Origin of the sequence: Sporosarcina sp. 179-K 3D1 HS (assembly GCF_047228905.1) — a bacterium.
Taxonomy (GTDB): Bacteria; Bacillota; Bacilli; order Bacillales_A; family Planococcaceae; genus Sporosarcina.
This window is the reverse complement of the sequence record NZ_JBFEGI010000004.1, coordinates 195,295-217,943: the sequence shown is the minus strand read 5'-3', so window position 1 is coordinate 217,943 and position 22,649 is coordinate 195,295. Positions and strand designations below refer to the sequence as shown.

16 protein-coding genes are annotated in these 22,649 nt (G+C 46.2%); 15 read left to right on the top strand and 1 reads right to left on the bottom strand.

Annotated features, from left to right (window positions below; all coding sequences use genetic code 11):
* Positions 1-548 precede the first annotated feature (548 nt).
* The 5 genes from AB1K83_RS08405 (at position 549) to AB1K83_RS08385 (ending at position 5,750) form a co-directional block, all read left to right on the top strand.
* Positions 549-1,685, top strand: coding sequence for a M20 peptidase aminoacylase family protein (locus AB1K83_RS08405; RefSeq protein WP_413057731.1), 1,137 nt, complete (start codon positions 549-551; stop codon positions 1,683-1,685).
* A gap of 183 nt (positions 1,686-1,868) precedes the next feature.
* A complete protein-coding gene (locus AB1K83_RS08400; RefSeq protein WP_413057730.1) occupies positions 1,869-2,729 on the top strand; it encodes a MurR/RpiR family transcriptional regulator in 861 nt (286 codons plus the stop codon).
* Positions 2,726-3,562, top strand: a complete 837-nt coding sequence (locus AB1K83_RS08395; RefSeq protein WP_413057729.1) for a GNAT family N-acetyltransferase — start codon at positions 2,726-2,728, stop codon at positions 3,560-3,562. Before AB1K83_RS08400 ends, AB1K83_RS08395 begins: the two co-directional genes overlap by 4 nt.
* The gene (gene menC, locus AB1K83_RS08390; RefSeq protein ID WP_413057728.1) at positions 3,559-4,671 is read left to right on the top strand and encodes an o-succinylbenzoate synthase; all 1,113 of its coding nucleotides are present in this window, start codon (positions 3,559-3,561) and stop codon (positions 4,669-4,671) included. Before AB1K83_RS08395 ends, menC begins: the two co-directional genes overlap by 4 nt.
* A gap of 17 nt (positions 4,672-4,688) precedes the next feature.
* Positions 4,689-5,750, top strand: a complete 1,062-nt coding sequence (locus tag AB1K83_RS08385; protein ID WP_413057727.1) for a hypothetical protein — start codon at positions 4,689-4,691, stop codon at positions 5,748-5,750.
* 44 nt (positions 5,751-5,794) lie between these two features.
* On the opposite strand, the gene AB1K83_RS08380 is transcribed toward AB1K83_RS08385, so the two are convergent.
* Positions 5,795-7,114 (bottom strand): DUF6612 family protein, encoded by a 1,320-nt coding sequence (locus AB1K83_RS08380; RefSeq protein ID WP_413057726.1) that lies wholly within the window; start codon positions 7,112-7,114, stop codon positions 5,795-5,797.
* Positions 7,115-7,492: 378 nt separating this feature from the next.
* On the opposite strand from AB1K83_RS08380, the gene AB1K83_RS08375 reads away from it, so the two are divergent.
* The 10 genes from AB1K83_RS08375 to AB1K83_RS08330 all read left to right on the top strand — a co-directional run bounded on the left by AB1K83_RS08375 (position 7,493) and on the right by AB1K83_RS08330 (position 22,584).
* Entirely contained in the window at positions 7,493-10,285 is a 2,793-nt protein-coding gene (locus AB1K83_RS08375) for an S-layer homology domain-containing protein (protein WP_413057725.1), read from the top strand.
* A gap of 966 nt (positions 10,286-11,251) precedes the next feature.
* Positions 11,252-12,919: a dihydroxy-acid dehydratase gene (gene ilvD / locus AB1K83_RS08370; protein WP_413057724.1), complete on the top strand. Its 1,668-nt coding sequence runs from the start codon at positions 11,252-11,254 to the stop codon at positions 12,917-12,919.
* 462 nt (positions 12,920-13,381) lie between these two features.
* Complete coding sequence (gene ilvB / locus AB1K83_RS08365) at positions 13,382-15,106, top strand: acetolactate synthase large subunit (RefSeq protein WP_413057736.1); 1,725 nt, start codon at positions 13,382-13,384, stop codon at positions 15,104-15,106.
* Entirely contained in the window at positions 15,103-15,624 is a 522-nt protein-coding gene (gene ilvN / locus AB1K83_RS08360; RefSeq protein WP_413057723.1) for an acetolactate synthase small subunit, read from the top strand. Before ilvB ends, ilvN begins: the two co-directional genes overlap by 4 nt.
* 32 nt (positions 15,625-15,656) lie before the next feature.
* Complete coding sequence (gene ilvC, locus AB1K83_RS08355; RefSeq protein ID WP_413057722.1) at positions 15,657-16,691, top strand: ketol-acid reductoisomerase; 1,035 nt, start codon at positions 15,657-15,659, stop codon at positions 16,689-16,691.
* Positions 16,678-18,216, top strand: coding sequence for a 2-isopropylmalate synthase (locus tag AB1K83_RS08350; RefSeq protein WP_413057721.1), 1,539 nt, complete (start codon positions 16,678-16,680; stop codon positions 18,214-18,216). The genes ilvC and AB1K83_RS08350 overlap by 14 nt, the downstream gene beginning before the upstream one ends.
* Positions 18,217-18,351: 135 nt before the next feature.
* On the top strand, positions 18,352-19,452 hold the full coding sequence (gene leuB / locus AB1K83_RS08345) for a 3-isopropylmalate dehydrogenase (protein WP_413057720.1): 1,101 nt from the start codon (positions 18,352-18,354) through the stop codon (positions 19,450-19,452).
* A gap of 15 nt (positions 19,453-19,467) precedes the next feature.
* On the top strand, positions 19,468-20,877 hold the full coding sequence (gene leuC, locus AB1K83_RS08340; RefSeq protein WP_413057719.1) for a 3-isopropylmalate dehydratase large subunit: 1,410 nt from the start codon (positions 19,468-19,470) through the stop codon (positions 20,875-20,877).
* A gap of 18 nt (positions 20,878-20,895) precedes the next feature.
* Positions 20,896-21,480 (top strand): 3-isopropylmalate dehydratase small subunit, encoded by a 585-nt coding sequence (gene leuD, locus AB1K83_RS08335; RefSeq protein ID WP_413057718.1) that lies wholly within the window; start codon positions 20,896-20,898, stop codon positions 21,478-21,480.
* Between the two features lie 150 nt (positions 21,481-21,630).
* Positions 21,631-22,584, top strand: coding sequence for a hypothetical protein (locus AB1K83_RS08330; RefSeq protein ID WP_413057717.1), 954 nt, complete (start codon positions 21,631-21,633; stop codon positions 22,582-22,584).
* Positions 22,585-22,649 lie beyond the last annotated feature (65 nt).

Genomic DNA, 22,649 nt, shown 5'->3' with positions numbered 1-22,649 from the left:
CCTTTCCGGATTAAAATCTATCCCCATTATTTCACGAGGCAGACATAGAAAGGAGGTGTTGTTCTATTGACGCTTACAACTGTCATGTCAAAAGTCCGAACTGTAATGGGGAATCCTACGAACTGTAAGGGCAATCCTCGGAACTGTCATGTCTCGAGGAAACTGTCCTGGCAAAAGCCGAAACTGTCATGGGGCATCTCCGAACTGTAAGGGCAATCCTCGGAACTGTCATGTCCCGGGGAAACTGTCATGGCAAGAGTCTGAACTGTCATGGGGAATCCGCGAACTGTAAGGGCAATCCTCGGAACTGTCATGTCCCGGGGAAACTGTCATGGCAAAAGTCTGAACTGTCATGGGGAATCCGCGAACTGTAAGGACAATCATCGAAACTGTCATGGGGCACCCCCGAATTGTAAGGGCACTCCTATGATCGCGTATCAGACCAATCCCCCGCCAGCAGTCCTTAGGAGAAATAATTTTAATAGCAGTCTATTTTGCGTTATGATTTAATTAAACAAGTTAAACTTGGGATAAAGGTGGAATTCTTGATGAAAGACTTAATTCAACAAATTCAGTCCGACGTAGAAGAGATTTTTGACCATTTACATACTCATCCGGAAATAAGTTGGAAAGAGGTGGAGACGACTCGCTACTTGAAGGGTCGCTTGGAAGCGGAAGGATTTGAGGTGACCACGTTTGATGACATGACCGGACTGGTGGCGGAAATCGGCACAGGCGAGCCTTGCGTAGGATTGCGATCCGACATTGACGCCCTTTGGCAAGAGGTGGATGGCGTATACCAGGCGAACCATTCTTGCGGCCATGATGCGCATATGACGGTTACATTAGGTACCATGCTTTTATTAAAAAAGTTAGGAATTCCAAAAAAGGGACGATTGAAAGTCCTGTTCCAGCCGGCAGAAGAAAAAGGGACCGGGGCGCTCGCCTTTGTCAATAAAGGGATTGTCGATGATCTTGATTATCTATACGGTCTTCATTTGCGTCCGATCCAGGAAATTCGCCATGGCTATGCTGCGCCGGCCATTCTACATGGCGCCGCTAAAATGATCAAGGGGAAAATCATCGGAACGGAAGCGCATGGAGCACGACCGCATCTCGGGCAAAATGCGATTGAGGTGGCGGCGATGCTGGTCCAAAGTATCCATGCCATCCACGTCGATCCGGTCGTTCCGCACTCCGCGAAGATGACCATGTTCCAAGCGGGCGGCGAGTCGAGCAATATCATCCCGGGGACGGGCGTCTTCAGTTTGGATTTGCGTGCCCAAACCAATGTCACAATGGCTGACTTGGAGGAGAAGGTGCAAAATGCCATTCAATCGGTTGCTGCGTTATTCGGTGTTGAGATTGAATACGAAGCATCCGAAGCGATTGCGGCAGCGGAAGTGGATGATGGCGCTGTACAACTGATGGCACAAGCAATTGAGGACACGCTCGGATCAGATTTCGTTGAGGAGCCGATCGTCACACCGGGCGGGGAGGATTTTCATTTCTATACATTGATGCGTTCAAACATTAAGGCAACCATGCTTGGATTGGGCTGCGATCTGTCACCAGGCCTTCATCATCCGAAGATGACATTCAACCGGGATAGCCTTCTGACAGGGATTGAAATCATGGCGAGAACGGTGATCCATACGTTTGAGCAATTGGAAACAGCAAAATAATTAATTTTACAGCCTCTTACTTAGTAAGGGGTTTTTTTCATTATGAATCAAGCAGAAGGTTCAGAAAACTGATTGTTTTCTGTAGGAAGGTATGATATATTGATAACCAACCATTAATGAAGTATAAACTTCAGATTTAGAAAATAATAAAGTTACAGCTTCGTAAAAGGGGATGATTCCGCAATGCCATTGAAGGAATTGATTCAGCAGCACTTTCACGAAATGTCGAAAGGGCAACGAAAAGTGGCGACGCATGTGATGGAACATCCGCATGACGTGGCGATTGCATCCGCGCAGGAAATCGGCCAGAAAATCGGGGTCAGTGAAACGACGGTCATCCGGTTTTGCCATAGTTTATCGATGTCGGGTTATGCCGAGTTGCAGAAGACAGTGAGGCAACAGCTTTTCACGCAGGAGAGCAGTTTGTTCGCCTACCAGCAATCCAAATTGGCACTCGAAGAAGCCCCTCATTTCTATGAAAAAGTGATGGAGCAAGATCGGTTTGCCATACAGGAAACGATGAAACAGATCAAAGAAGCGGATTATGAAGCGGCAATCCAAAAACTGTCCAACGCGGATACGATCTATATTTTAGGACTGCGCTCCTCCTATGCAGCCGCGACTTGGCTTTCACTCATGCTCGGTCTAGTGAAAGATCGGGTCCATCTGATCCGACCGGAGGCGGAAGACGTCATTCAAACCATTAGCCAAATGAATGAAAGCTCGGTCGTTCTCGTGATCTCGTTCCACCGGTATTTAAGAGAAACGCTCCAGATTGCACAACTGGCAAGTCGGCAAAAGGCATTTCTCGTCGGAATTACGGACTCAATGCTTGCGCCGGTTCATCAATATAGTGATCTTTTATTCCCTATTTATTCGCCGAATAAGTCGACCATCGATGCGACGGCTGCTTTGTATTCATTTCTGAATGCGATTGTGGCCGGATTGTCCGTGATGGAGAAAGATTCGTTCGAGCAACGGAAAAGAACTTACCGAACAATCGAAAGCGATTTTTTATTTATGGAAGGAGTGGACGGAGAATGACGACAGAATTGAAAATCCGTCTAATGAAAACGAACGATGAGATGCGGCTTGTCCAGGAATTGGAGCGGGAAGTATGGGGAATGGAGCCGATTCCGACGCACCAAACCGTGACGGCTGTGAAAAATGGCGGCATCATGCTCGGGGCGTTCGATGGCGAGAAATTGGTCGGTTTTTCATACAGCTTTACCGGTTTTTCAAACGGAAAGACGTATCTATGCTCCCATATGCTCGGCGTCCACCCGGAATACCAGCTAATGGGAATCGGGAAACTGTTAAAAGACGAGCAGATGAAGACGGCGCGGGGCATGGGCTATGATTTAATTACATGGACATTTGATCCGCTCGAAAGTCGGAATGCGTACCTCAATACTTCTAAGCTGTACGGCATTTGCGACACTTATCTGGAAAACTGTTACGGCGAAATGGAGGATGGGTTGAATAAAGGATTACCTACAGACCGTTTCCAAATCTCTTGGTGGATTACTAGCGAAAGGGTAACAGGGAAATGGAATCCTTCCATCTCTGAATACCACCGGCCGTTTGAAGTAGGAGAAACTGAAAAAGGGAACCCGGTTCTCCGTATTGACGAGAATAATTTGGATTTGGCCCGCTCTGGAATCGAAGTGCCGATCCCCCAACATTTCCAACTGATAAAAGGGAGCGAACCTGAATTGGCAATGGATTGGAGAAGGAAGACCCGAGCCATTTTCCAACAACTGTTCGCGGAAGGCTATGCAGTAGTAGGAGTCAATCGCACGTTAGGTCATGTTCATTATTATCAATGCGTCAAAAAGTCTTTCATTCCAATCAAACCTAAAGGAGAAGAGCAATGATTATTAAAGAAGTGAACATCCGCAGAATGAAAATGATGATGACACACCCGTTTACGACCAGCTTTGGAACAATGCAGGAAAAAGAATTCCTGCTGGCGGAAGTGAAGGACGAACTGGGCAATTCCGGTTGGGGCGAATCCGTTGCGTTCCACTCCCCTTGGTACAACGAAGAAACAATTGAAACGAATCTACATATAATAGAAGATTTTCTGATTCCGCTCGTGTTGGAAGAGGAAATCGGGCATCCGGATGAAGTGAATGAGCTGTTTGCGTTCATCCGCAAAAATAATATGGCGAAGTCGACGATTGAAGGTGCGATTTGGGACCTGTACGCGAAGCGCAACCAATTGACACTTGCGGAAGCATTAGGTGGCAAAGCCGATAAAATAGAAGTCGGCATCAGCATTGGCATCCAAGAGAATGTGGCGGATCTGGTTGAATTGATTCGCGGTTATGTGGAAGAAGGCTATAAGCGCATCAAAGTGAAAATCAAACCGGGCTATGATATCGAAGTCATCCGGGAGCTCCGTAACCATTTCCCGGATGTCCCGTTGATGGCGGATGCCAACTCGGCCTACACGCTACAGGATATCGACTTGCTCAAGCAGCTTGATGAATTCAACTTGACGATGGTCGAGCAGCCGCTTGCATCGGATGATATTATCGACCATGCCACGCTACAAAAAGCAATAATAACACCGGTCTGCCTGGATGAAAGCATCCACTCTCTGGAAGATACACGGAAAGCGCTGGAGCTGGGAAGCTGTAAAATCATCAATATTAAAATCGGCCGGGTCGGCGGTTTGACCGAAGCGAAGAAAATCCATGACTACTGCATGGAACGCGGCGTGCCGGTATGGTGCGGCGGCATGTTGGAATCAGGGATCGGCCGCGCGCATAATGTAGCCTTAACGACGTTGCCGAACTTCATCTTGCCAGGTGATACGGCAGGCTCTTCGCGCTACTGGGAAGAGGACATCATCTCGCCGGAAGTCGTCGTCGAAGATGGATATATCACCGTGCCGACCGCTTACGGAATCGGCTATGAACCGAATCTTGAAGTGATGGACAAATTCACGGTGGAAGAAATGAATTATACGGCGAAATAATAGACGGGGGATTTTGTATGAAAAAGAGTTTCCAAATCGGGGCTGCGTTCATTGGTTTGATTGTCGGTGCCGGGTTTGCTTCCGGCCAAGAGATTTTGCAGTTTTTTACGAGTTTTGGCTATGCTGGAATCGCAGGCAGTTTAGTGGCCACCGCACTTTTCGCCTTTATCGGTATGAATTTGACACAATTGGGGAGCCGGCTGCAATCGGCTTCCCATAAGGATGTCATCTATCACATTTGCGGTCGGTACCTTGGTGTCATCGTCGATTTCATTATTACCTTTTTCTTGTTTGGCGTGACGGTCGTCATGTTATCGGGCGCGGGAGCCATTTTTGAGCAGCAGTTCGGTGTTCCAAGCATTATCGGAAGTATTGTGATGACGGTACTGACAATTTTATCGATTACGTTGAATGTGAAACGGGTCATTGCGTTGATCAGTGCCGTCACACCATTCCTATTAGTGCTCGTTATCATTATCATGGTTTATTCCTTGATGAATTTCGATGCGGCATCTGCCGATATTGCAGCTGCTGTCGCACAGCAAAAACCAGCTGCAGCAAACTGGATTTTAGGGGCGTTCCTCTATGTATCATATAATATCGCGGCAGGTGCAGCGATGTTGACGGTCATGGGAGGTACGGTGAAAGATCAGAAAGTGGCAGGCTGGGGCGGAATTATCGGAGGAGTCGGTCTTGGAGTTCTTATTTTATTGATCAATATCTCAATGCTGACTAAATTGAGTGAAATTTCAGAAGTCCCTATGCCGATGCTATTCTTGGCCAATCAAATGTCTCCCCTTGTCGGAGTCATTATGTCTGTCGTGTTACTTGGAATGGTTTACAATACGGCGGTAGGAATGCTCTATGCGTTTACGGCACGGTTAGTTCAAACGGATACACCGAAGTTCAAAGGGTTTGCCGTCCTGTTCGGTATTGTTGCATTCGGTGCCAGTTTTATCGGATTCATTACACTCGTCGGAACGGTATATCCGACAATGGGCTATTTAGGATTCACATTGATCGGGGCCATTGTGTTTGCTTGGATTATGAAAAAGCGCAGAGTGGCAGAGCGTGGATAGAAAAAAGCGGAACGGGCCTGATCATCGGCCTGTTCCGCTTTATCTTATTTTGCTTGAGCTTCAAATTCCTTTGAGAGGTCTTCAAAATATTGCTCCATTGGGATTGCATTTTTGATGACATCTGCAGGGACTTTGATCTCCTTAACGTTGTTGTGGTTCTTATACTTTCCGGACATAGTCATTTTAATAGAAACATCTTCACCTTCAGGGCTCATTGTCATATGAACCGTACCTGACATGTCGTGTGGGAAAAGTGTTTTCTTATCGTATGTGGAAACCGTATAGAATTCTTTAATATCAAGGTTTAGCATTTCTAGAAGACCATCTAGATCTTCAAAAGGTAATTCTTCTTCAAATACGACCTCGTCGGATTCTTCTTCAGTCGTTTCTACGCCTTCAACTTCTTCCTCTGTCACTTCAGGGATTTCCATGTCACCGCCAAGTAGCTCGGCAGGTAGCATGGTAGGCAATAGAGCCATTACTTCAGAAATCATTTCTTTAAGATCTTCTGTTGAAATTTTTTGAACTACTACATAGCTATCAGCGTATTCATATACGTGAACGCCTTTCATGAAAGTTTTAAGCAATTCAAATTGCTCTAGCATATTGGCGCTGTCTAGTTGTGCTTCAAGAAGTTCTTGGGACATTTCGTCTTTAACCCAAACGTCATCAAACTTTTGGTAGACGCCATCTTCCGTGAAATACATTTCCATATCCATGTTCTCTTTTTCGCCAGCGGCTTTCATTAGCATATTCATTGCCATATACATAGCCATTGGTTCTTGGATAACGTCCATCTTCATATCCATCTGCATGTCCACGGAACCTAGCTCTTCGATTGCAGTTTCCATGTTCATGTCCATCTTCATGTCTGCGGAAAAGCTCTTCAAGTCTGCTTCCATCGTCTTTTTCAAGAACGCATCCACGTCTTGCACACGATTTGTTGTTACGTTGACCGTTTTCTCGTCTTCAGAAATTTCTACGTCAAAGCCTTCCAAGCTGGCAAGGAATTCACCGGAGATGTAGTTTCCTGCATTTTTCAATGTCAACGGGAATTCAGTAGCTGCTTTTTTGCCGTTTACTGTGATGCTTTTACCAGCCGCATTGAAGTCGACTGTCAAATACGTGTTCGTCACGGAAACCGCGCTGTTCTTTCCTTTTGTTACTTTAAATCCTGCTTCCTCGAATAAATTCTCTACAGGGATGAGTACATCACCGTGAGACATGAACGGTTGTTCATAGCCTTCCACTTCCACACCGTCCACCAGGAACTTCATTGCGTCCGTATTTGCAGAAGCTGCTGTCGGCAATGCCAATGAAAACAGCAGAGCAAATGCAAATAACCATGATGCTAGTTTCTTCAAACTCATGACCTCCAGTAAATAGTATTGGTACATCTTACTTACCATATTAGTAAGTATATTAAGTAATACGTAAATTTTCCAGAAAGGTTTCATGAAAAATCAACAATATCTTAATTTTACAATAGAAAGATGAGTTAATAGATGATTTGATGGGTATTTCGTTAGGTTTCTTCCGAAATTATTTAAAAATGGTTAACTAATAGAAGATATAAATACACTTATACTATTCTATTAAGTAAAGTTTAGTCCACCTCTTCTATCATTCTATTTCCGGTGGCCCCCAGAAATTGGATGGTGGTAGAGTAATTAGGGCATGCTACGATATTGATGCACCGCCAAATAGATTGGTGGGCGAGTACATAACTTGGAGGTTTGGAAATGAAGAAATCAAGTTCTCACAAAATACTACGAGCTACATTGGCAACAACTGTAGCAACAGGGGCAATCGTTACGGCTGCACCGGCATTTGCACAAGCGGCGGCTCCAACGTTCTCTGACGTAAAAAATATTCCTTCCCATCACTTCTATGAAGCCGTCACAAGCTTAGCAGAACGTGGTGTTATCAATGGCTACGAAGATGGCACATTCCGTCCGGGGCAACACATCAACCGGATGCATGCTGCGAAAATCATGGCACTTGCACTAGGATTGGATACAAAAAACGTCAAAGATCCTGGATTCACTGATGTCAGCAAGTCGAACCCTTACTACGGACATATTGCTGCTCTAGTAGAAGCGGGAATCATTTCAGGTTATGAAGATAACACTTTCAAACCAACAGCTAATCTTTCCCGGGCACATATGGCGAAAATGATTGTGCTTGGTTTCAAATTCGAAGAAGAAAAGCTTGGAAACCTGCCATTCTCGGATATCAATGATAAGCAATGGCATGCGGACTACATTCAAACTCTTTATTCAAATCAAATCACGACAGGTACGACACCAACGACATTCTCGCCAAGCGCTCTCGTCACTCGTGGCCAAATGGCTTCCTTCATCTATAGAAGTGAACAAGCGACAAAAGAGCCGGAAGTCGACCAAGATCAGCTAGCTGTTGAAGCGGCAGCAGCACAATTGAAAGCCGGAAATGTCATCGTGGCACGCGGCGAATTTGCAACAGCTGAAGCTAAATTGGCAGCTGTTCAATCGTATGTAAACGGACTTGTCACAATTGAAGGCGTGACAGCGAAAGTAGCAGCCGGTGCGACAGCAAACGAGTATGTCGTTACATTGACAAAAGGTGAAGTAACAATTGAAAAAACAATCGCTGTCAACTTCGCATTCGCAGCTGATGATCGCTTCGTTACAGAAGTGAAATCGTTGAATGCTACACAAGTTCAGATTTCATTCAGCACGGCTGTGGATAAGGAATCTTTATTCGTTAATGGCAAAGAAGGCGACTTCAAAGCGAACGTAACGATGAGATCTCTAGATGGTGTCAATGCAGGTAAATTGACTGGCGAGTTAAGCGCCGATGGTAAAACATTGATTCTTACTGCAGAAAACAACCTTTCGAAACGCTATGACGTCAAAGTGGACGGTGTGAAAACTGTAACAGGTGCAGCAGTTGATAAATACGAAGCAACTATTACAATTGCTGAGGATAAAACAGCTCCGGCTATCGTGGGTGTTGAAAAAGTTTCAGCTTCTGTTGTGAAAGTGAAATTTACTGAGCCGATTGCTTCTCTTGGAACAGTTTCATACAAACTAGCGAATGGTACTGAAATTGCAGAAGGCGGTAACGGGGTCACGAAATCATTCACTGCGGGCGATTCAGAAGTTACTTTCACAATCGGAAGCGACGTAAAAGTTAATGAAGAAGTGATTGCTACAATCATTGGTGCAAAAGACCAAGCAGGCAACTTGATTTCACCAAACCCAACTACAGTTTCCTTCACGAAAGGTGCTGCAGATGGTGTAGCTCCAACAGTCACTTCCATCACACAAGCGGGAGCAAAAACAATTGCCATCCAGTTCTCTGAAGAACTTATCTCAGTACCGGTTGTAAAAGTGGACGGATATACTAAAACTGCAGTAAAAGATGAAAAGAATCCTACGGTCTATACTGTGGAAACAGATAATGTTCTAGATGGTGCAAAAACAATTGCTGTTTCAAACTTCACTGACCTAAGTGGGGAAAAAGGAGAAGCAGTTAGCAAAGTCGTCACATTTGTGAAAGATGTTGATGCACCGAAAGTTGTTTCCAGCCTAGTAGTAACGGATGACAAAGACTTGAAAGAGTATTTGGAAATCGCGTTTGACAAAGATGTGGAACTTGGCAAAAATTCCACAGTCGACATCACTGGCGGTTCATATGTAAAAGACTTCGTTACAACAACTTTGGCAAATGGCGATCTAGCTCCAAAAACAGTTGTCTATAAAGATGCAAAAGACAGCAAGAAGGTTATCCGGGTTGCACTTGGAACATTACTTTCCGGCAAGGACGTGGAAGGTGCATCCTATAAAGTGGATCTCCAATTCACTAATGTGAAGAGCGCTGCAGGGGAAAATGCATCTAATACGAACGCATCTTTCGTACGCGGAAAAGATGGTAAACCGGAAACAGAAGTCAAAATTAAAGTAGCTGGCATTGAACAAGGCGAAACGAATGACTTTGTTGTTGTGGAATTCAATAAAGCAGTCGATGCAGCAACAGCAACAAACGTTGCAAACTATGCAATCGATGGCGCAGTGGTGGAAACAGCTACTGTAAATTCCGATGACCTTAAAAAAGTAACTTTGAAATTGAAAGCTGATTCTAACACGTTCACTGGCGAGCGCAATGTCGTGATCCAAAACGTCAAAGCAAAAGGCTCTGCAGTAGCTATGGAGAAATATGAAGACGCGGTGGACCTTGTGGAAAACGTGGCGCCTACTATTTCAAAAGCTGCATTGACAGGTACGAAAGAGATTACTATCACCTTCTCTGAAGCGGTGACTGACGCAACAAACGCGATCGACTTCTCCTTGTTAGTCGGTGGAAAAGCGGTCTCTAACACTGTCACAACAAGTAATGTTAGCAATTCGACTGTTAAAGTAAGCTTGAATAAAGCTTTGACAGCTGAAGAGCTTGCAAAAGGGTTAGAATTAAAAGCAGAGGATACACTCGATATCCAAGACGCTAGCGGAAATACAGTCCGCCTGCCTCTAACAGTTGCGGTTCAACAATAATTCAATCTTGTTGAATTAAATCTCTTCTATATAAATAGCTGTTCTCTGAATCACTTATTGATTCGGGGAACAGCTTTTTCATTACCTAATAATAGTTAAACTCAAATTTGTGGTTGCAAGTTTTGTGAAAAAGTATAAACAAACTTAAGGGCACTTGCATAAGTCTGCATTAATTATTGAGTTCTTTCTATAGAAATAGTGCATAAAGCTGCAAGGGAGACAAGCGTAATGCCATGAAGAAAACGACGTGAGGTTTGGCCGAGCTGTGCTGATCCAATGGAGATCTTGTAATAGCTTGTCGCGAGTTATGGACGTGATTACTTGCGACTGGGTTTATGGGCGCTCCGTCGAAGTTATAATCGCCTTCGCCGAGTTATGGGCGTTTCACGAAGGTTATGATCGCCTGCCCGGAAATATGAGCGTGTCGCGCAAGTTATAATCGCCTGCCCGGAGTTATGGGCGTACCGCGTAAGTAATAATCGCTTGCGCCGGGTTATGGGCGTTCCCCAGAAGTTATGATCGCTTGTCCGAAGATATGAGCGTTCCGCCAAAGTAATGATCGCTCCCCCGAAGATATGAGCGTTCCTCAAAAATTATAATCGCAAATCCAAAGTTACGAGCGTTCCACAAAAATATCGCCGCGCTCAGGTTATTAGCCCAACTGCAACCATCAAACTTCCTCCTTCAAACTCTCTAAAACCCCTACCTGACGTACAGAACCCACGTAAAAAATAAAAAAGTTTTTTAATTGTAGATCAATTCGTAATCCGCGATATATTGCATATGTAAGCGTTCCCAGTCATATTCTGATATTCATAGTTGCCCTACTATTTCAAAAATCGCTGTTGACTACTAGAGTTTTCCGCGATATGATAGCAACAATCCAAATCGGTTCGTGACGGTGTTCACAAACTGTTTGAATGCCAGATACTCGAATTATGAGTGATTGATAAGGAGAGAGAGCAATTGAGAAGTGACATGATTAAGAAAGGTGTCGATCGGGCACCCCATAGAAGTTTGCTCTATGCGACTGGCATAAAGACGAAAGATTTAGAAAAACCCTTTATCGGTGTTTGTAACTCTTATATCGATATTATTCCAGGACATAAGCATCTGAATAAATTTGCTGAAATTGTAAAAGAAGCCATTTGGGAAGCAGGCGGCGTTCCGTTCGAGTTCAACACGATCGGTGTGGACGACGGGATTGCCATGGGACATATCGGAATGCGCTATTCATTGCCAAGCCGGGAATTGATTGCTGATTCTGCGGAAACAGTCATTAACGCACACTGGTTCGACGGCGTGTTCTACATCCCGAACTGTGACAAGATCACTCCAGGTATGCTGATGGCGGCAGTGCGGACGAACGTTCCTTCTATCTTCGTATCAGGCGGACCGATGGAAGCAGGTGTCTCTTCCACAGGAGCCCAACTTTCATTGACCTCTGTATTTGAAGGGGTCGGCGCCTATAAATCAGGCAAGATGACGGCTGAGGAACTACTCGATATTGAAAACAATGCTTGCCCGACTTGCGGATCCTGCTCCGGCATGTTCACCGCAAACTCCATGAACTGCTTGATGGAAATGCTCGGTGTTGCGTTGCCAGGAAACGGTACAATTGTTGCCACTTCTGATGAACGCCACAAATTGATCAAAGAAGCGGCGAAGCACTTGGTCCGCATGGTCAAAGAGGATATCAAACCTCGTGACATCATCACGAAGGAAGCAATAGACGATGCGTTCGCGCTGGACATGGCAATGGGTGGTTCGACAAATACTGTCCTCCATACCTTAGCTATCGCTCATGAAGCGGAGATTGAATATCATGTTGAAGATATCAACGTAGTTGCAGAGCGTGTGCCATACTTGGCAAAAATCATGCCAGCTTCCGATGTCTCAATGGATGATGTGTTTAAAGCAGGCGGCGTTAGTGCCATTATTAATGAACTTACAAAAATTCCTGGTGCAATCCATCCTGACCGGATTACCGTCACTGGTAAGACGATGAGGGAAGATGTACAGGATTACCATATTACAAATGATCAGGTAATTCGAACAAAAGATAATCCGCACAGCCCGGTTGGAGGTTTATCCGTATTATTCGGAAACATCGCTCCGGACGGCGGAGTCATCAAAGTCGGTGCGGTCGATCCGTCCATCAAGCAATTCCGCGGGAAAGCGATTGTGTTTGAGTCCCAGGAAGATGCACAAGAGAACATCGATAACGGAACGGTCCAAGAAGGTCATGTCGTAGTCATTCGATACGAAGGTCCGAAAGGCGGACCGGGAATGCCGGAAATGTTGGCACCGACATCCGCTATCCAAGGTCGCGGATTAGGAACGAAAGTGGCCCTCATTACCGATGGCCGGTTCTCCGGAGCATCCCGAGGCATCTCGGTCGGGCATATCTCACCGGAAGCGGCAGAAGGTGGTCCGATCGCCTTAGTACAAAACGATGACATTATCAACATCGACCTGACGAATCGGACAATCGAATTGGAAGTTTCGGAAGAAGAGCTTGATGAAAGAAGAGCGGCGTTACAACCGTTCACACCGAAGATCAAAAAAGGCTATCTCGCCCGCTACTCTGCGCTCGTAACATCCGCAAGTACAGGCGGCGTCATGAAAATTTAAAACAACAAAATATTGATAAATCATTGATGAGGATAAAGTGGATGGACCGTTGTATTCCCAGAGAGCCGGTATAGGTGGAAACCGGCAATACTACCATCTACGACATCACCTCGGAGAGGGCCGTTGAAGTTTCGACGTGTAGGCAGCCCCGGGCGTAGACTCGTTCTGTGCTCGTTATGACCGAATAGACCGTGTCTATTCATGAGGCAGCGAGTTTGCTGCGAACAAGGGTGGTACCATGAAAAGCTTTTTCATCCCTATGTGAAGAACATATTTCTTTGCGTGGGCTGAGAAGGCTTTTTTCATTCACATATAGGTAGTTCTTACAAGTTGTCAGCCTGAAGCGGTAACGAGTAGGACAATTATAAATGAAATTGTCGAAATATAAATAATATCGAAACAAGGAGGAGTTCATCAATGAGTGCGAGTGCTCAAATGAAACAAGCTGAAATGGAAGAGGCCATGGAAATTGTACCTGAACAATCGAAACAGCAGTCAAATGGACCATTGGATGGATCCGCAGTCCTCATTCAGTCATTAAAGGATCAAGGCGTCGAAATCATCTTTGGATACCCTGGAGGGGCCGTACTTCCGATTTATGATGCACTCTATCAAAACCCGATCAGCCACGTGTTGGCTCGCCACGAACAAGGTGCCATCCATGCGGCGGAAGGGTATGCACGGGTTTCCGGACGCCCGGGCGTTGTCATTGCGACATCAGGACCAGGGGCGACGAACTTGGTCACAGGCATTACGGATGCGATGATGGATTCCATTCCGCTAGTAGTTTTCACCGGGCAGGTCGCCAATACCGTCATCGGGACGGACGCTTTCCAAGAAGCGGATATTATCGGAATTACCCAGCCGATCACAAAGCATAACTATCAAGTGAATGATGTCTCGGACCTTCCACGCATCATCAAAGAAGCATTCCATATCGCTTCTACCGGAAGACCTGGTCCGGTCGTTGTCGATATCCCGAAAAATATTGCAACGAACACATTCGAGCCGGCACCGGATTGGAACGGCGAAGTGAATCTACCGGGGTATCAGCCAACGACAACACCGAACTACTTGCAAATCCAAAAAGCGGCGCAAGCCATTTCCGAAGCGAAAAAGCCGTTGATTTTAGCAGGGGCGGGCATCCTGCATGCACAAGCGATGGATGAATTAAAAGAATTCGTCGAGAAACATCGCCTCCCTGTAACGAATACACTTCTCGGTTTGGGCGGCATCCGGGGAGATCATGAATTATTCCTTGGCATGGCGGGCATGCACGGCACTGTTACATCGAACCTTGCCTTAAGCGAATGTGATGTCTTGATTAATATCGGAGCACGCTTCGACGACCGCCTGACAGGAAACCTGGATAGCTTTGCACCAAATGCAAAAGTCATCCATATCGATATCGACCCAGCTGAAATCGGTAAAAATGTACCGACGGAAATTCCAATTGTTGCAGATGCGAAGGAAGCATTAAAAGCCTTATTGGATCAATCCTTCACATCACCGGATACAAGCGACTGGCTCGAATATTTGAACGGATTGACGGAACAATATCCACTTTGGTACGAGGCGGATGAAAAAGAATTGCTTCCACAACAAGCTCTTCAAATCATCCATCGGATTACAGGTGGAGATGCAATCGTTACAACCGACGTTGGCCAGCACCAGATGTGGGCGGCACAGTATTATTCACTGAATAATCCGGATCACTGGGTGACGTCCGGCGGGCTTGGAACGATGGGATTCGGTTTCCCGGCCGCTATTGGGGCACAACTCGCGAAACCGGAAAAGCGCGTAGTCTCCATTGTTGGAGATGCTGGTTTCCAAATGACGGCACAGGAATTGTCCCTTTTACAAGAATTGCGTATCCCAGTAAAAGTCGTCATTTTGAACAACGAAGCACTGGGCATGGTTCGTCAATGGCAAGAGACGTTCTATGAAGAGCGATACTCCCAGTCTTTGATCCCAGTACAGCCGGACTTCCTGAAACTGGCAGAGGCGTACGACATTAAAGGATACCGGATCCGTACATTGGAAGAAGCGGAGGAGATCTTTCAAGAAGCATTGCTTTCCGATGAGCCGGTCCTCATTGATTGCCGCGTCAAACAGTTGGAAAATGTCTATCCGATGGTTGCTCCAGGAAAAGGATTAAATGAAATGATCGGGGTGAGTAAAGGATGAAACGAGTCATTACGGTAACAGTCATCAATCAGAGCGGGGTGTTGAACCGGGTAACCGGGCTTCTCATGAAACGACAATTCAACATCGAGAGCATCACGGTCGGCCATACGGAACAGCCGGGCATGTCTAAAATGACGTTTATCGTGCATGTGGAAGACGAGCGGAAAATCGAGCAGCTCGTCAAACAGCTGCAAAAGCAGATTGACGTCATCAAGGTAAACGACATCACGGACAAAGCGATCGTCCTTCGGGAACTCGCCCTCGTGAAGGTCATTTCACCGCCTCATGTTAGAAGTGAAATGAACAGCATCATCGAGCCGTTCCGGGCTACAATTATTGACTCCGGGAAAAACGTTGTTACGTACCAAGTGACCGGAACGACAGACAAAATCGAAGCGTTCATTGAACTCTTGAAGCCTTATGGCATCAAGGAGCTGACTCGAACAGGCGCTACGGCATTTGTTCGGGAACAGCAGAAAAACCAAAATCAGGCACCACAATTATCAATTTTAAAATAAAAAAACAATCGACATTACAGGAGGAAATTAACATGACTACAATGTACTATAACCAGGATATCAACGAAGGACTAATTCAGGATAAAACAATCGCAATCATCGGATACGGTTCACAAGGTCACGCACATGCGCGTAACTTGAAAGATTCAGGCTTCAATGTTGTTGTTGGTGTTCGCCCAGGTAAATCATTTGAGCAAGCTCAAGCTGACGGTTTAGAAGTAACGACAGTGAAAGAAGCAGCAGAAAAAGCGGACTTGATCATGATCCTACTTCCAGACGAAAGACAAAAACAAGTATACGACGAAGAAATCGAACCAGCTTTGACTGCAGGAAAATCACTCGTATTCGCTCACGGTTTCAACGTACACTTCGGTCAAATTAAACCACCAGCAGACGTTGACGTATTCCTAGTAGCTCCAAAAGGACCAGGTCACCTAGTTCGTAGAACATTCGAAGCAGGCGCAGGTGTTCCAGCATTGTTCGCAATCTATCAAGACGTTTCCGGCCAAGCAAAAGACGTTGCACTTGCATACGCAAAGGCAATCGGATCTGCTCGTGGCGGTGTTCTTGAAACAACATTCGAAGAAGAGACAGTTACGGATCTATTCGGTGAGCAAGCAGTACTTTGCGGTGGCTTGACAGCACTTGTTAAAGCAGGATTCGAAACATTAGTAGAAGCGGGTTACCAGCCAGAATTGGCATACTTTGAAACATTACATGAAGTAAAACTGATCGTAGACTTGATGTATGAAGGCGGTATGGCTGGAATGCGTTACTCCGTTTCAGACACTGCTGAATGGGGCGATTTCGTATCCGGGCCACGCGTAGTCGATGCTGATACAAAAGCGCGCATGAAAGACATTCTTACTGATATCCAATCCGGTAAATTTGCGAAAGAATGGATTGAAGAGAACGAAAACGGACGTCCGAAATTCAATGCAATTGAAGCAGCTGAAGCGGAGCACCAAATTGAAAAAGTCGGTCAAAAACTACGTGCTATGATGCCGTTCATCAGCGAAGGAGCAAAATCCAAAGAGGAAGAAGTGGTGGGTAGTGCGAAAAATTGACATATTTGATACAACGCTACGTGATGGAGAACAATCTGCCGGTATTAATCTAAATACGGCGGAGAAGTTGGAAATTGCACGTCAGCTTGAAAGATTCGGGGCGACTATAATCGAAGCAGGGTTTCCTGCTTCGTCCCCCGGTGATTTTGAGGCGGTACAACGAATTGCCAATACAGTGAAAAACTCGACGGTGACAGGCCTGGCTCGTGCGATGAAGCATGATATCGATCGGTCGTGGGAAGCACTTCGCGGTGCCGAACAACCCCATCTACATGTCTTCCTTGCCACCTCGCCAATCCATATGGAATACAAACTGCAAAAAACTCCGGATCAAGTCGTAGAAGCGGCAGTGGAAGCAGTGAAATATGCTCGTAAATTCTTCCCGCTTGTGCAATGGTCTGCGGAAGACGGTTTCCGATCCGATCGTGAATTCCTTGTCCGTATCATTAATGAAGTGATCAAAGCGGGTGCAACGACGATCAATATCCCGGATACAGTCGGATATGCAACGCCGCATGAATACGGCGACCTGTTCCGCTACTTAAAAGAGAACGTGACAGGCGTGGAAAAAGTGAAGCTATCTGCACATTGCCATGATGACCTTGGCATGGCGGTCGCCAACTCGATCGCAGCGATTGAAAACGGCGCTGACCAAGTCGAAGGGACGATTAATGGAATCGGAGAACGTGCAGGGAATGCAGCCCTTGAGGAAATTGCAGTAGCCCTTCACATCCGAAAAGATTTCTATAACTTGGAAACTGGCGTGAACTTGAAAGAAATCAAACGCACAAGCCAGCTAGTCAGTCAATTGACAGGCGTTGTCATTCAGCCGAATAAAGCGGTTGTCGGGAAAAACGCATTCGCGCATGAATCGGGCATACACCAAGATGGCTATTTGAAAAACCGTGAAACATACGAAATCTTCACTCCGGAGTTGATCGGGGAAACGACTGCACCCCTTGCATTGGGCAAACATTCAGGCAGAGCTGCGTTTAAAGACCGTGCTATCTCCATGGGCTTTGATCTAAGCGAAGAGAAGTTGAATGAAGCATTCATGGAATTCAAGAAACTGGCCGACCGTAAGAAAGAAATTACGGAAGATGATTTATATGTCCTATTTACAGAGCGCCAGATTGATTACTCTGATATGCCGATTTACAAATTGGAAAACGTGCAAGTCCAATATGGAACAGCTAATGTACCGACTGCGACTGTGACAGCGGTCGTCCCGAATGGAGTAACTGAAACGGTTGCCTCCACGGGCTCCGGTTCAGTGGAAGCAATTTTTAATACGCTTGAAAAACTGGTGAATGGTAAGGTCCATATTCTGGATTATCGTGTCACTTCTATCGGCAAAGGCCGCGATGCACTCGGCGATGCTGTCATAAATTTAAGTTTTAATGGGGAAACGTTCACAGGTCGAGACGTCGCACAAGATGTTTTGGAAGCATCCGCTAAGGCCTATTTGAACGCTATCAATAGAAAACTGATCAAAGATCGTGTCCTTGCAGCTGAAACTGTCTGAAGAGTGAATCATATTTTTTAATAAAACCTGATATATTGCATACTGTCTGCTGTGTGGTTTAATTGATCGTCTACACTGCAAGAATCAGCAAGTCATGACCGAAAGGATTTTATCAAAACAAGGAGGAGAAGTACTATGGAGAAAAAGATCGCAGTATTACCAGGTGACGGGATCGGTCCGGAAGTTACAGAGGCGGCAGTAAAGGTGCTGGAAGTGATCGGAAGACGTTTCGGCCATATATTCAAGTTTGAACATGGAGCAATCGGCGGGGAAGCGGTGGACCGCTATCAGAATCCGCTTCCTGAGGAAACAGTAGCCATTTGTGAAGCGAGCGATGCGATCCTTCTTGGTGCAGTCGGTGGTCCGAAGTGGGATCAAAATCCTGCTGAACTGCGTCCTGAAAAAGGATTATTAGCCATCCGTAAACGTTTTGACCTGTTTGCCAACCTTCGTCCTGTCAGTGCGGTCCCATCTTTGCTCCATGCTTCTCCTTTGAAAGAAGAAGTGGCGAAAGAGGTTGACTTGCTGATCGTCCGGGAATTGACTAGCGGATTATACTTCGGTGAGCCGAGCCGCCACACAGATAAATCAGGAATCGATACACTTTTATATACTCGCGAAGAAATTGAGCGAATCGTCGAGAAAGCATTCGAACTGGCCAGATTACGCCGAGGAAAAGTGGCTTCCGTCGATAAAGCGAACGTATTAGAAACGAGTAAACTTTGGCGTAAAATCGTAGACGAGAAGAAAAAGAGCTATCCGGATATCGAAGTGGAGCATATGCTTGTAGATTCTACTGCGATGAAATTGATCACCAATCCGGCCGCCTTTGACGTAATCTTAACGGAGAATATGTTCGGCGATATTCTAAGCGATGAGGCGTCCGTCATTACAGGTTCCCTGGGCGTATTGCCTTCCGCAAGCGTCCGGAGCGACGGGTTCGGACTATACGAGCCGGTTCACGGGACAGCGCCTGAAATTGCGGGTCAAGGATTGGCGAATCCGGCTGCTGCGATTCTATCCGCTGCGATGATGTTGAAATATTCATTCGGCATGGAAACAGAAGCGGCTGCCATTGAGAAAGCGGTCAATACTGTATTCGAAGACGGCCATTTCACGGGTGACCTTGCAACGGAAGGCACACGTGCCCTATCCACGGCGGATTGGACTGCAAAAGTTGTCGATGAATTGGATTTGCAATTCGTTTCAAATAGCATTATGTATTCATACGTGTGAAAGGAGAAGAGACATATGGCTAAGAACATTATCGAAAAAATATGGAATCAGCATGTCGTGTACGAAGAAGAAGGGAAGCCCGATTTGCTCTACATCGACCTTCATCTCATACATGAAGTGACTTCTCCCCAAGCATTTGAAGGATTGAGGCTGGCAAATCGCAAGGTCCGTCGACCAGACCTTTGTTTTGCAACAATGGATCATAACGTTCCGACACGCAACCGAGATGAAATCAAAGACCCGATTGCCCGGAATCAAATCAATACACTTCAAAAGAACTGCGATGAGTTCGGCATTCCGCTTGCGAATATGGATCATCCCGACCAAGGAATCGTTCACATCATCGGACCTGAACTCGGCTTGACACAACCGGGAAAAACAATTGTTTGCGGAGATAGCCATACATCGACACACGGTGCGTTCGGAGCAATTGCATTTGGTATCGGGACGAGTGAAGTGGAACATGTCCTTTCCACTCAGACACTCTGGCAAAACAAACCGAAAACAATGGAAATCCGAGTCAATGGGAAGCTCGGTTTCGGCGTGACGGCAAAAGACGTCATCTTGGCAATCATTGCGAAATTCGGCATCGATATGGGAACCGGCCACATCGTGGAATATACGGGTGAAGCGATCCGTAATCTGACGATGGAAGAACGGATGACCATTTGTAATATGTCCATTGAAGCGGGTGCGAAAGCAGGTTTGATCAGCCCGGATGAAACGACGATCAATTATTTGAAAGGTCGTCGTTATGTGCCGGAAGGCGAAGCTTTTGAAGAAGCGGCAGCCAAATGGTTGGCTCTTGCGTCAGACGAAGGTGCGACGTATGATCGCGTTGTAGAAATTGACGCGGATGAAATCGAACCGTTTGTCACGTGGGGAACGAATCCATCCATGGGATCCGGAATCTCTTCCCGAGTTCCATATGCCTCTGATTTCGAAGAGCAATCTGATAAGGATGCTTTACGGAAAGCGTTGGAGTATATGGGACTGGAGGAAGGGATGCCGCTGACGGATATCAAAGTTCAGCATGTCTTCATCGGTTCTTGTACGAATGCCCGTCTTAGCGACCTGCGCGCAGCAGCAAACGTCATCCAAGGGAAGAAAGTCGATCCATCTGTGACAGCTATTGTCGTTCCAGGCTCCTATGCTGTGAAACAGAAAGCGGAAGAAGAAGGACTCGATAAAATTTTCCTGGAAGCCGGCTTTGAATGGCGCGAATCGGGCTGCAGCATGTGTCTTGCGATGAACGATGATGTCGTACCAGCAGGAGAGCGCTGTGCTTCCACGTCCAATCGTAACTTCGAAGGACGGCAGGGGGCAGGTTCCCGTACGCATCTGATGAGTCCTGCCATGGCAGCTGCATCCGCCATTGCGGGCCGCTTCGTAGACGTCAGAGAAATGCAATCCATCGAGGCGTAATGAGGGGAGGATATTAATATGAAACCGATTAATGAAGTAGTGAGTGTCATTACACCACTGGACCATAAAAATGTCGACACCGACCAAATCATTTCGAAAGAGTTCCTGAAGCGCATCGAGCGCACAGGTTTCGGACAGTATTTATTCTACCACTGGCGCTTCAATGCCGATGGATCGGAACGGGAAGATTTCGTCCTGAACGATGAACGATTCAAAGATTCCAAAATCCTCGTCGCCCATGATAATTTTGGCTGCGGCTCCTCACGGGAACACGCACCATGGGCTATTCTGGACTACGGTTTTCAGGTCGTCATCGCGCCAAGCTTCGCAGATATCTTCCATAATAACTGCATGAAGAACGGCATCCTGCCTATCCGGTTAAGTGTCGCAGAAGTGGAAGAACTGTTGGCGAACGGCCAAAAAGAACCGTACACTGTCGAAGTGAATCTGGAACAGCAAGTGGTGAAAGGGCAAAACGGCAAAACCTATTCGTTCGATATCGACCCATACTATAAGCAAATGCTTTTGAACGGCTGGGATGAAATATCATTGACCTTTCAATATGAAGAGCATATCGCCAATTATGAAAAACAACATGCTTGATCAAATGGACCGTCCTGTTTTCCGAATATCGGGAAGTTAGGACGGTTTTGATTTTAGTCATGCCGAAAAACCCATTTCGTTTGTCATGATTATCCTATATAATAGAGGAAACATCTGTCGGATAGTGAGATTTGAAAAAGAGGTGGGCAAGTGTTTGTTTCAGCATTGAACGACCGGGAGACGTTTGTGATGAAAACCCGGGACGCGGGGAGTACGTCAGATGAGACTTGGCGCAGTGTGTGGGGAAAAGAGGCGGCAGCAATCAATCCGCTTGCGGCAGTCAACCAGGCGCGCAACGCATCAATCCAGGAAGCGATCCGGACGAATGACTGGTCCGCTTATCATAATTTCCAGGCAAAGCAGCATCCGGCCTGGTACGATAAGGTGAACGGCGACTATAAGCCGAATAAAGTCTATTATGGAAATTTGATAGATACACAGCATCGTTCGCTACAAGAGGCGATTGCCGGCAATGATGAAAGAGAAATTGCAAAGCGGAAGGCACGTTTGGAAGAATCAATTGCCGATTTCAAAAATGCGCCTGGTGAGGTGCCTCATGTCGTAGCATTTGCGAAGGATCCAGAGCTCGCTGCCGGGCATGGTATTGGGAAACCATCCACGGACTGGTATAACTCACCTTACAACAATGCGCTAGTCGCGTCGCAAGGCCGTTTCCAAGATGAATATTGGTATGAGAATGCGTATTTTATTGACCATCCAAAAGAATTGGCATTTGCATTGGAGGCTGTCCAGCAGGTCCGGCCTGATATTGCAAAAATCGCGGCTAAAGTGAACGCCGGGGCTTACGAGCGGAGTGTGGCATCGACCACATTTGCTGCTGAAGCTACCAAAACAATAGCCCAATCAGTCATAGAAGAGACAGTGAAGGAAGCGGAGAAGGACATTGGTGTGTCACGACCAGATGTCATCGACACGGAACGGGTTTCCACTCGGGTCGGACAAACTTTCAGAGTCCCGGATGTCCCAACGTTGGGGCGTTCTTTACTTGAACATCGCGAGCAAATGACTACAAATAAAGTGCAAGATATATTGCTAGACCAACTCTCGCAAAATGCGAAACAACGAAAATATCAGCTAGTGTGAGCCTTGCAGCTCGCACTTTTTTTTGTTAGGATGAGACATATTCCGGAACAAAGGAGGGGACCTGC

What these genes read in the sequence shown, in the direction of transcription:
- ilvC (WP_413057722.1), top strand. Translation starts at nt 15,657, where the DNA reads ATGACTACAATGTACTATAACCAGGATATCAACGAAGGACTAATTCAG.
- AB1K83_RS08400 (WP_413057730.1), top strand. Translation starts at nt 1,869, where the DNA reads ATGCCATTGAAGGAATTGATTCAGCAGCACTTTCACGAAATGTCGAAA.
- ilvB (WP_413057736.1), top strand. Translation starts at nt 13,382, where the DNA reads ATGGAAATTGTACCTGAACAATCGAAACAGCAGTCAAATGGACCATTG.
- ilvN (WP_413057723.1), top strand. Translation starts at nt 15,103, where the DNA reads ATGAAACGAGTCATTACGGTAACAGTCATCAATCAGAGCGGGGTGTTG.
- AB1K83_RS08375 (WP_413057725.1), top strand. Translation starts at nt 7,493, where the DNA reads ATGAAGAAATCAAGTTCTCACAAAATACTACGAGCTACATTGGCAACA.
- AB1K83_RS08395 (WP_413057729.1), top strand. Translation starts at nt 2,726, where the DNA reads ATGACGACAGAATTGAAAATCCGTCTAATGAAAACGAACGATGAGATG.
- leuC (WP_413057719.1), top strand. Translation starts at nt 19,468, where the DNA reads ATGGCTAAGAACATTATCGAAAAAATATGGAATCAGCATGTCGTGTAC.
- AB1K83_RS08405 (WP_413057731.1), top strand. Translation starts at nt 549, where the DNA reads ATGAAAGACTTAATTCAACAAATTCAGTCCGACGTAGAAGAGATTTTT.
- AB1K83_RS08385 (WP_413057727.1), top strand. Translation starts at nt 4,689, where the DNA reads ATGAAAAAGAGTTTCCAAATCGGGGCTGCGTTCATTGGTTTGATTGTC.
- leuD (WP_413057718.1), top strand. Translation starts at nt 20,896, where the DNA reads ATGAAACCGATTAATGAAGTAGTGAGTGTCATTACACCACTGGACCAT.
- menC (WP_413057728.1), top strand. Translation starts at nt 3,559, where the DNA reads ATGATTATTAAAGAAGTGAACATCCGCAGAATGAAAATGATGATGACA.
- leuB (WP_413057720.1), top strand. Translation starts at nt 18,352, where the DNA reads ATGGAGAAAAAGATCGCAGTATTACCAGGTGACGGGATCGGTCCGGAA.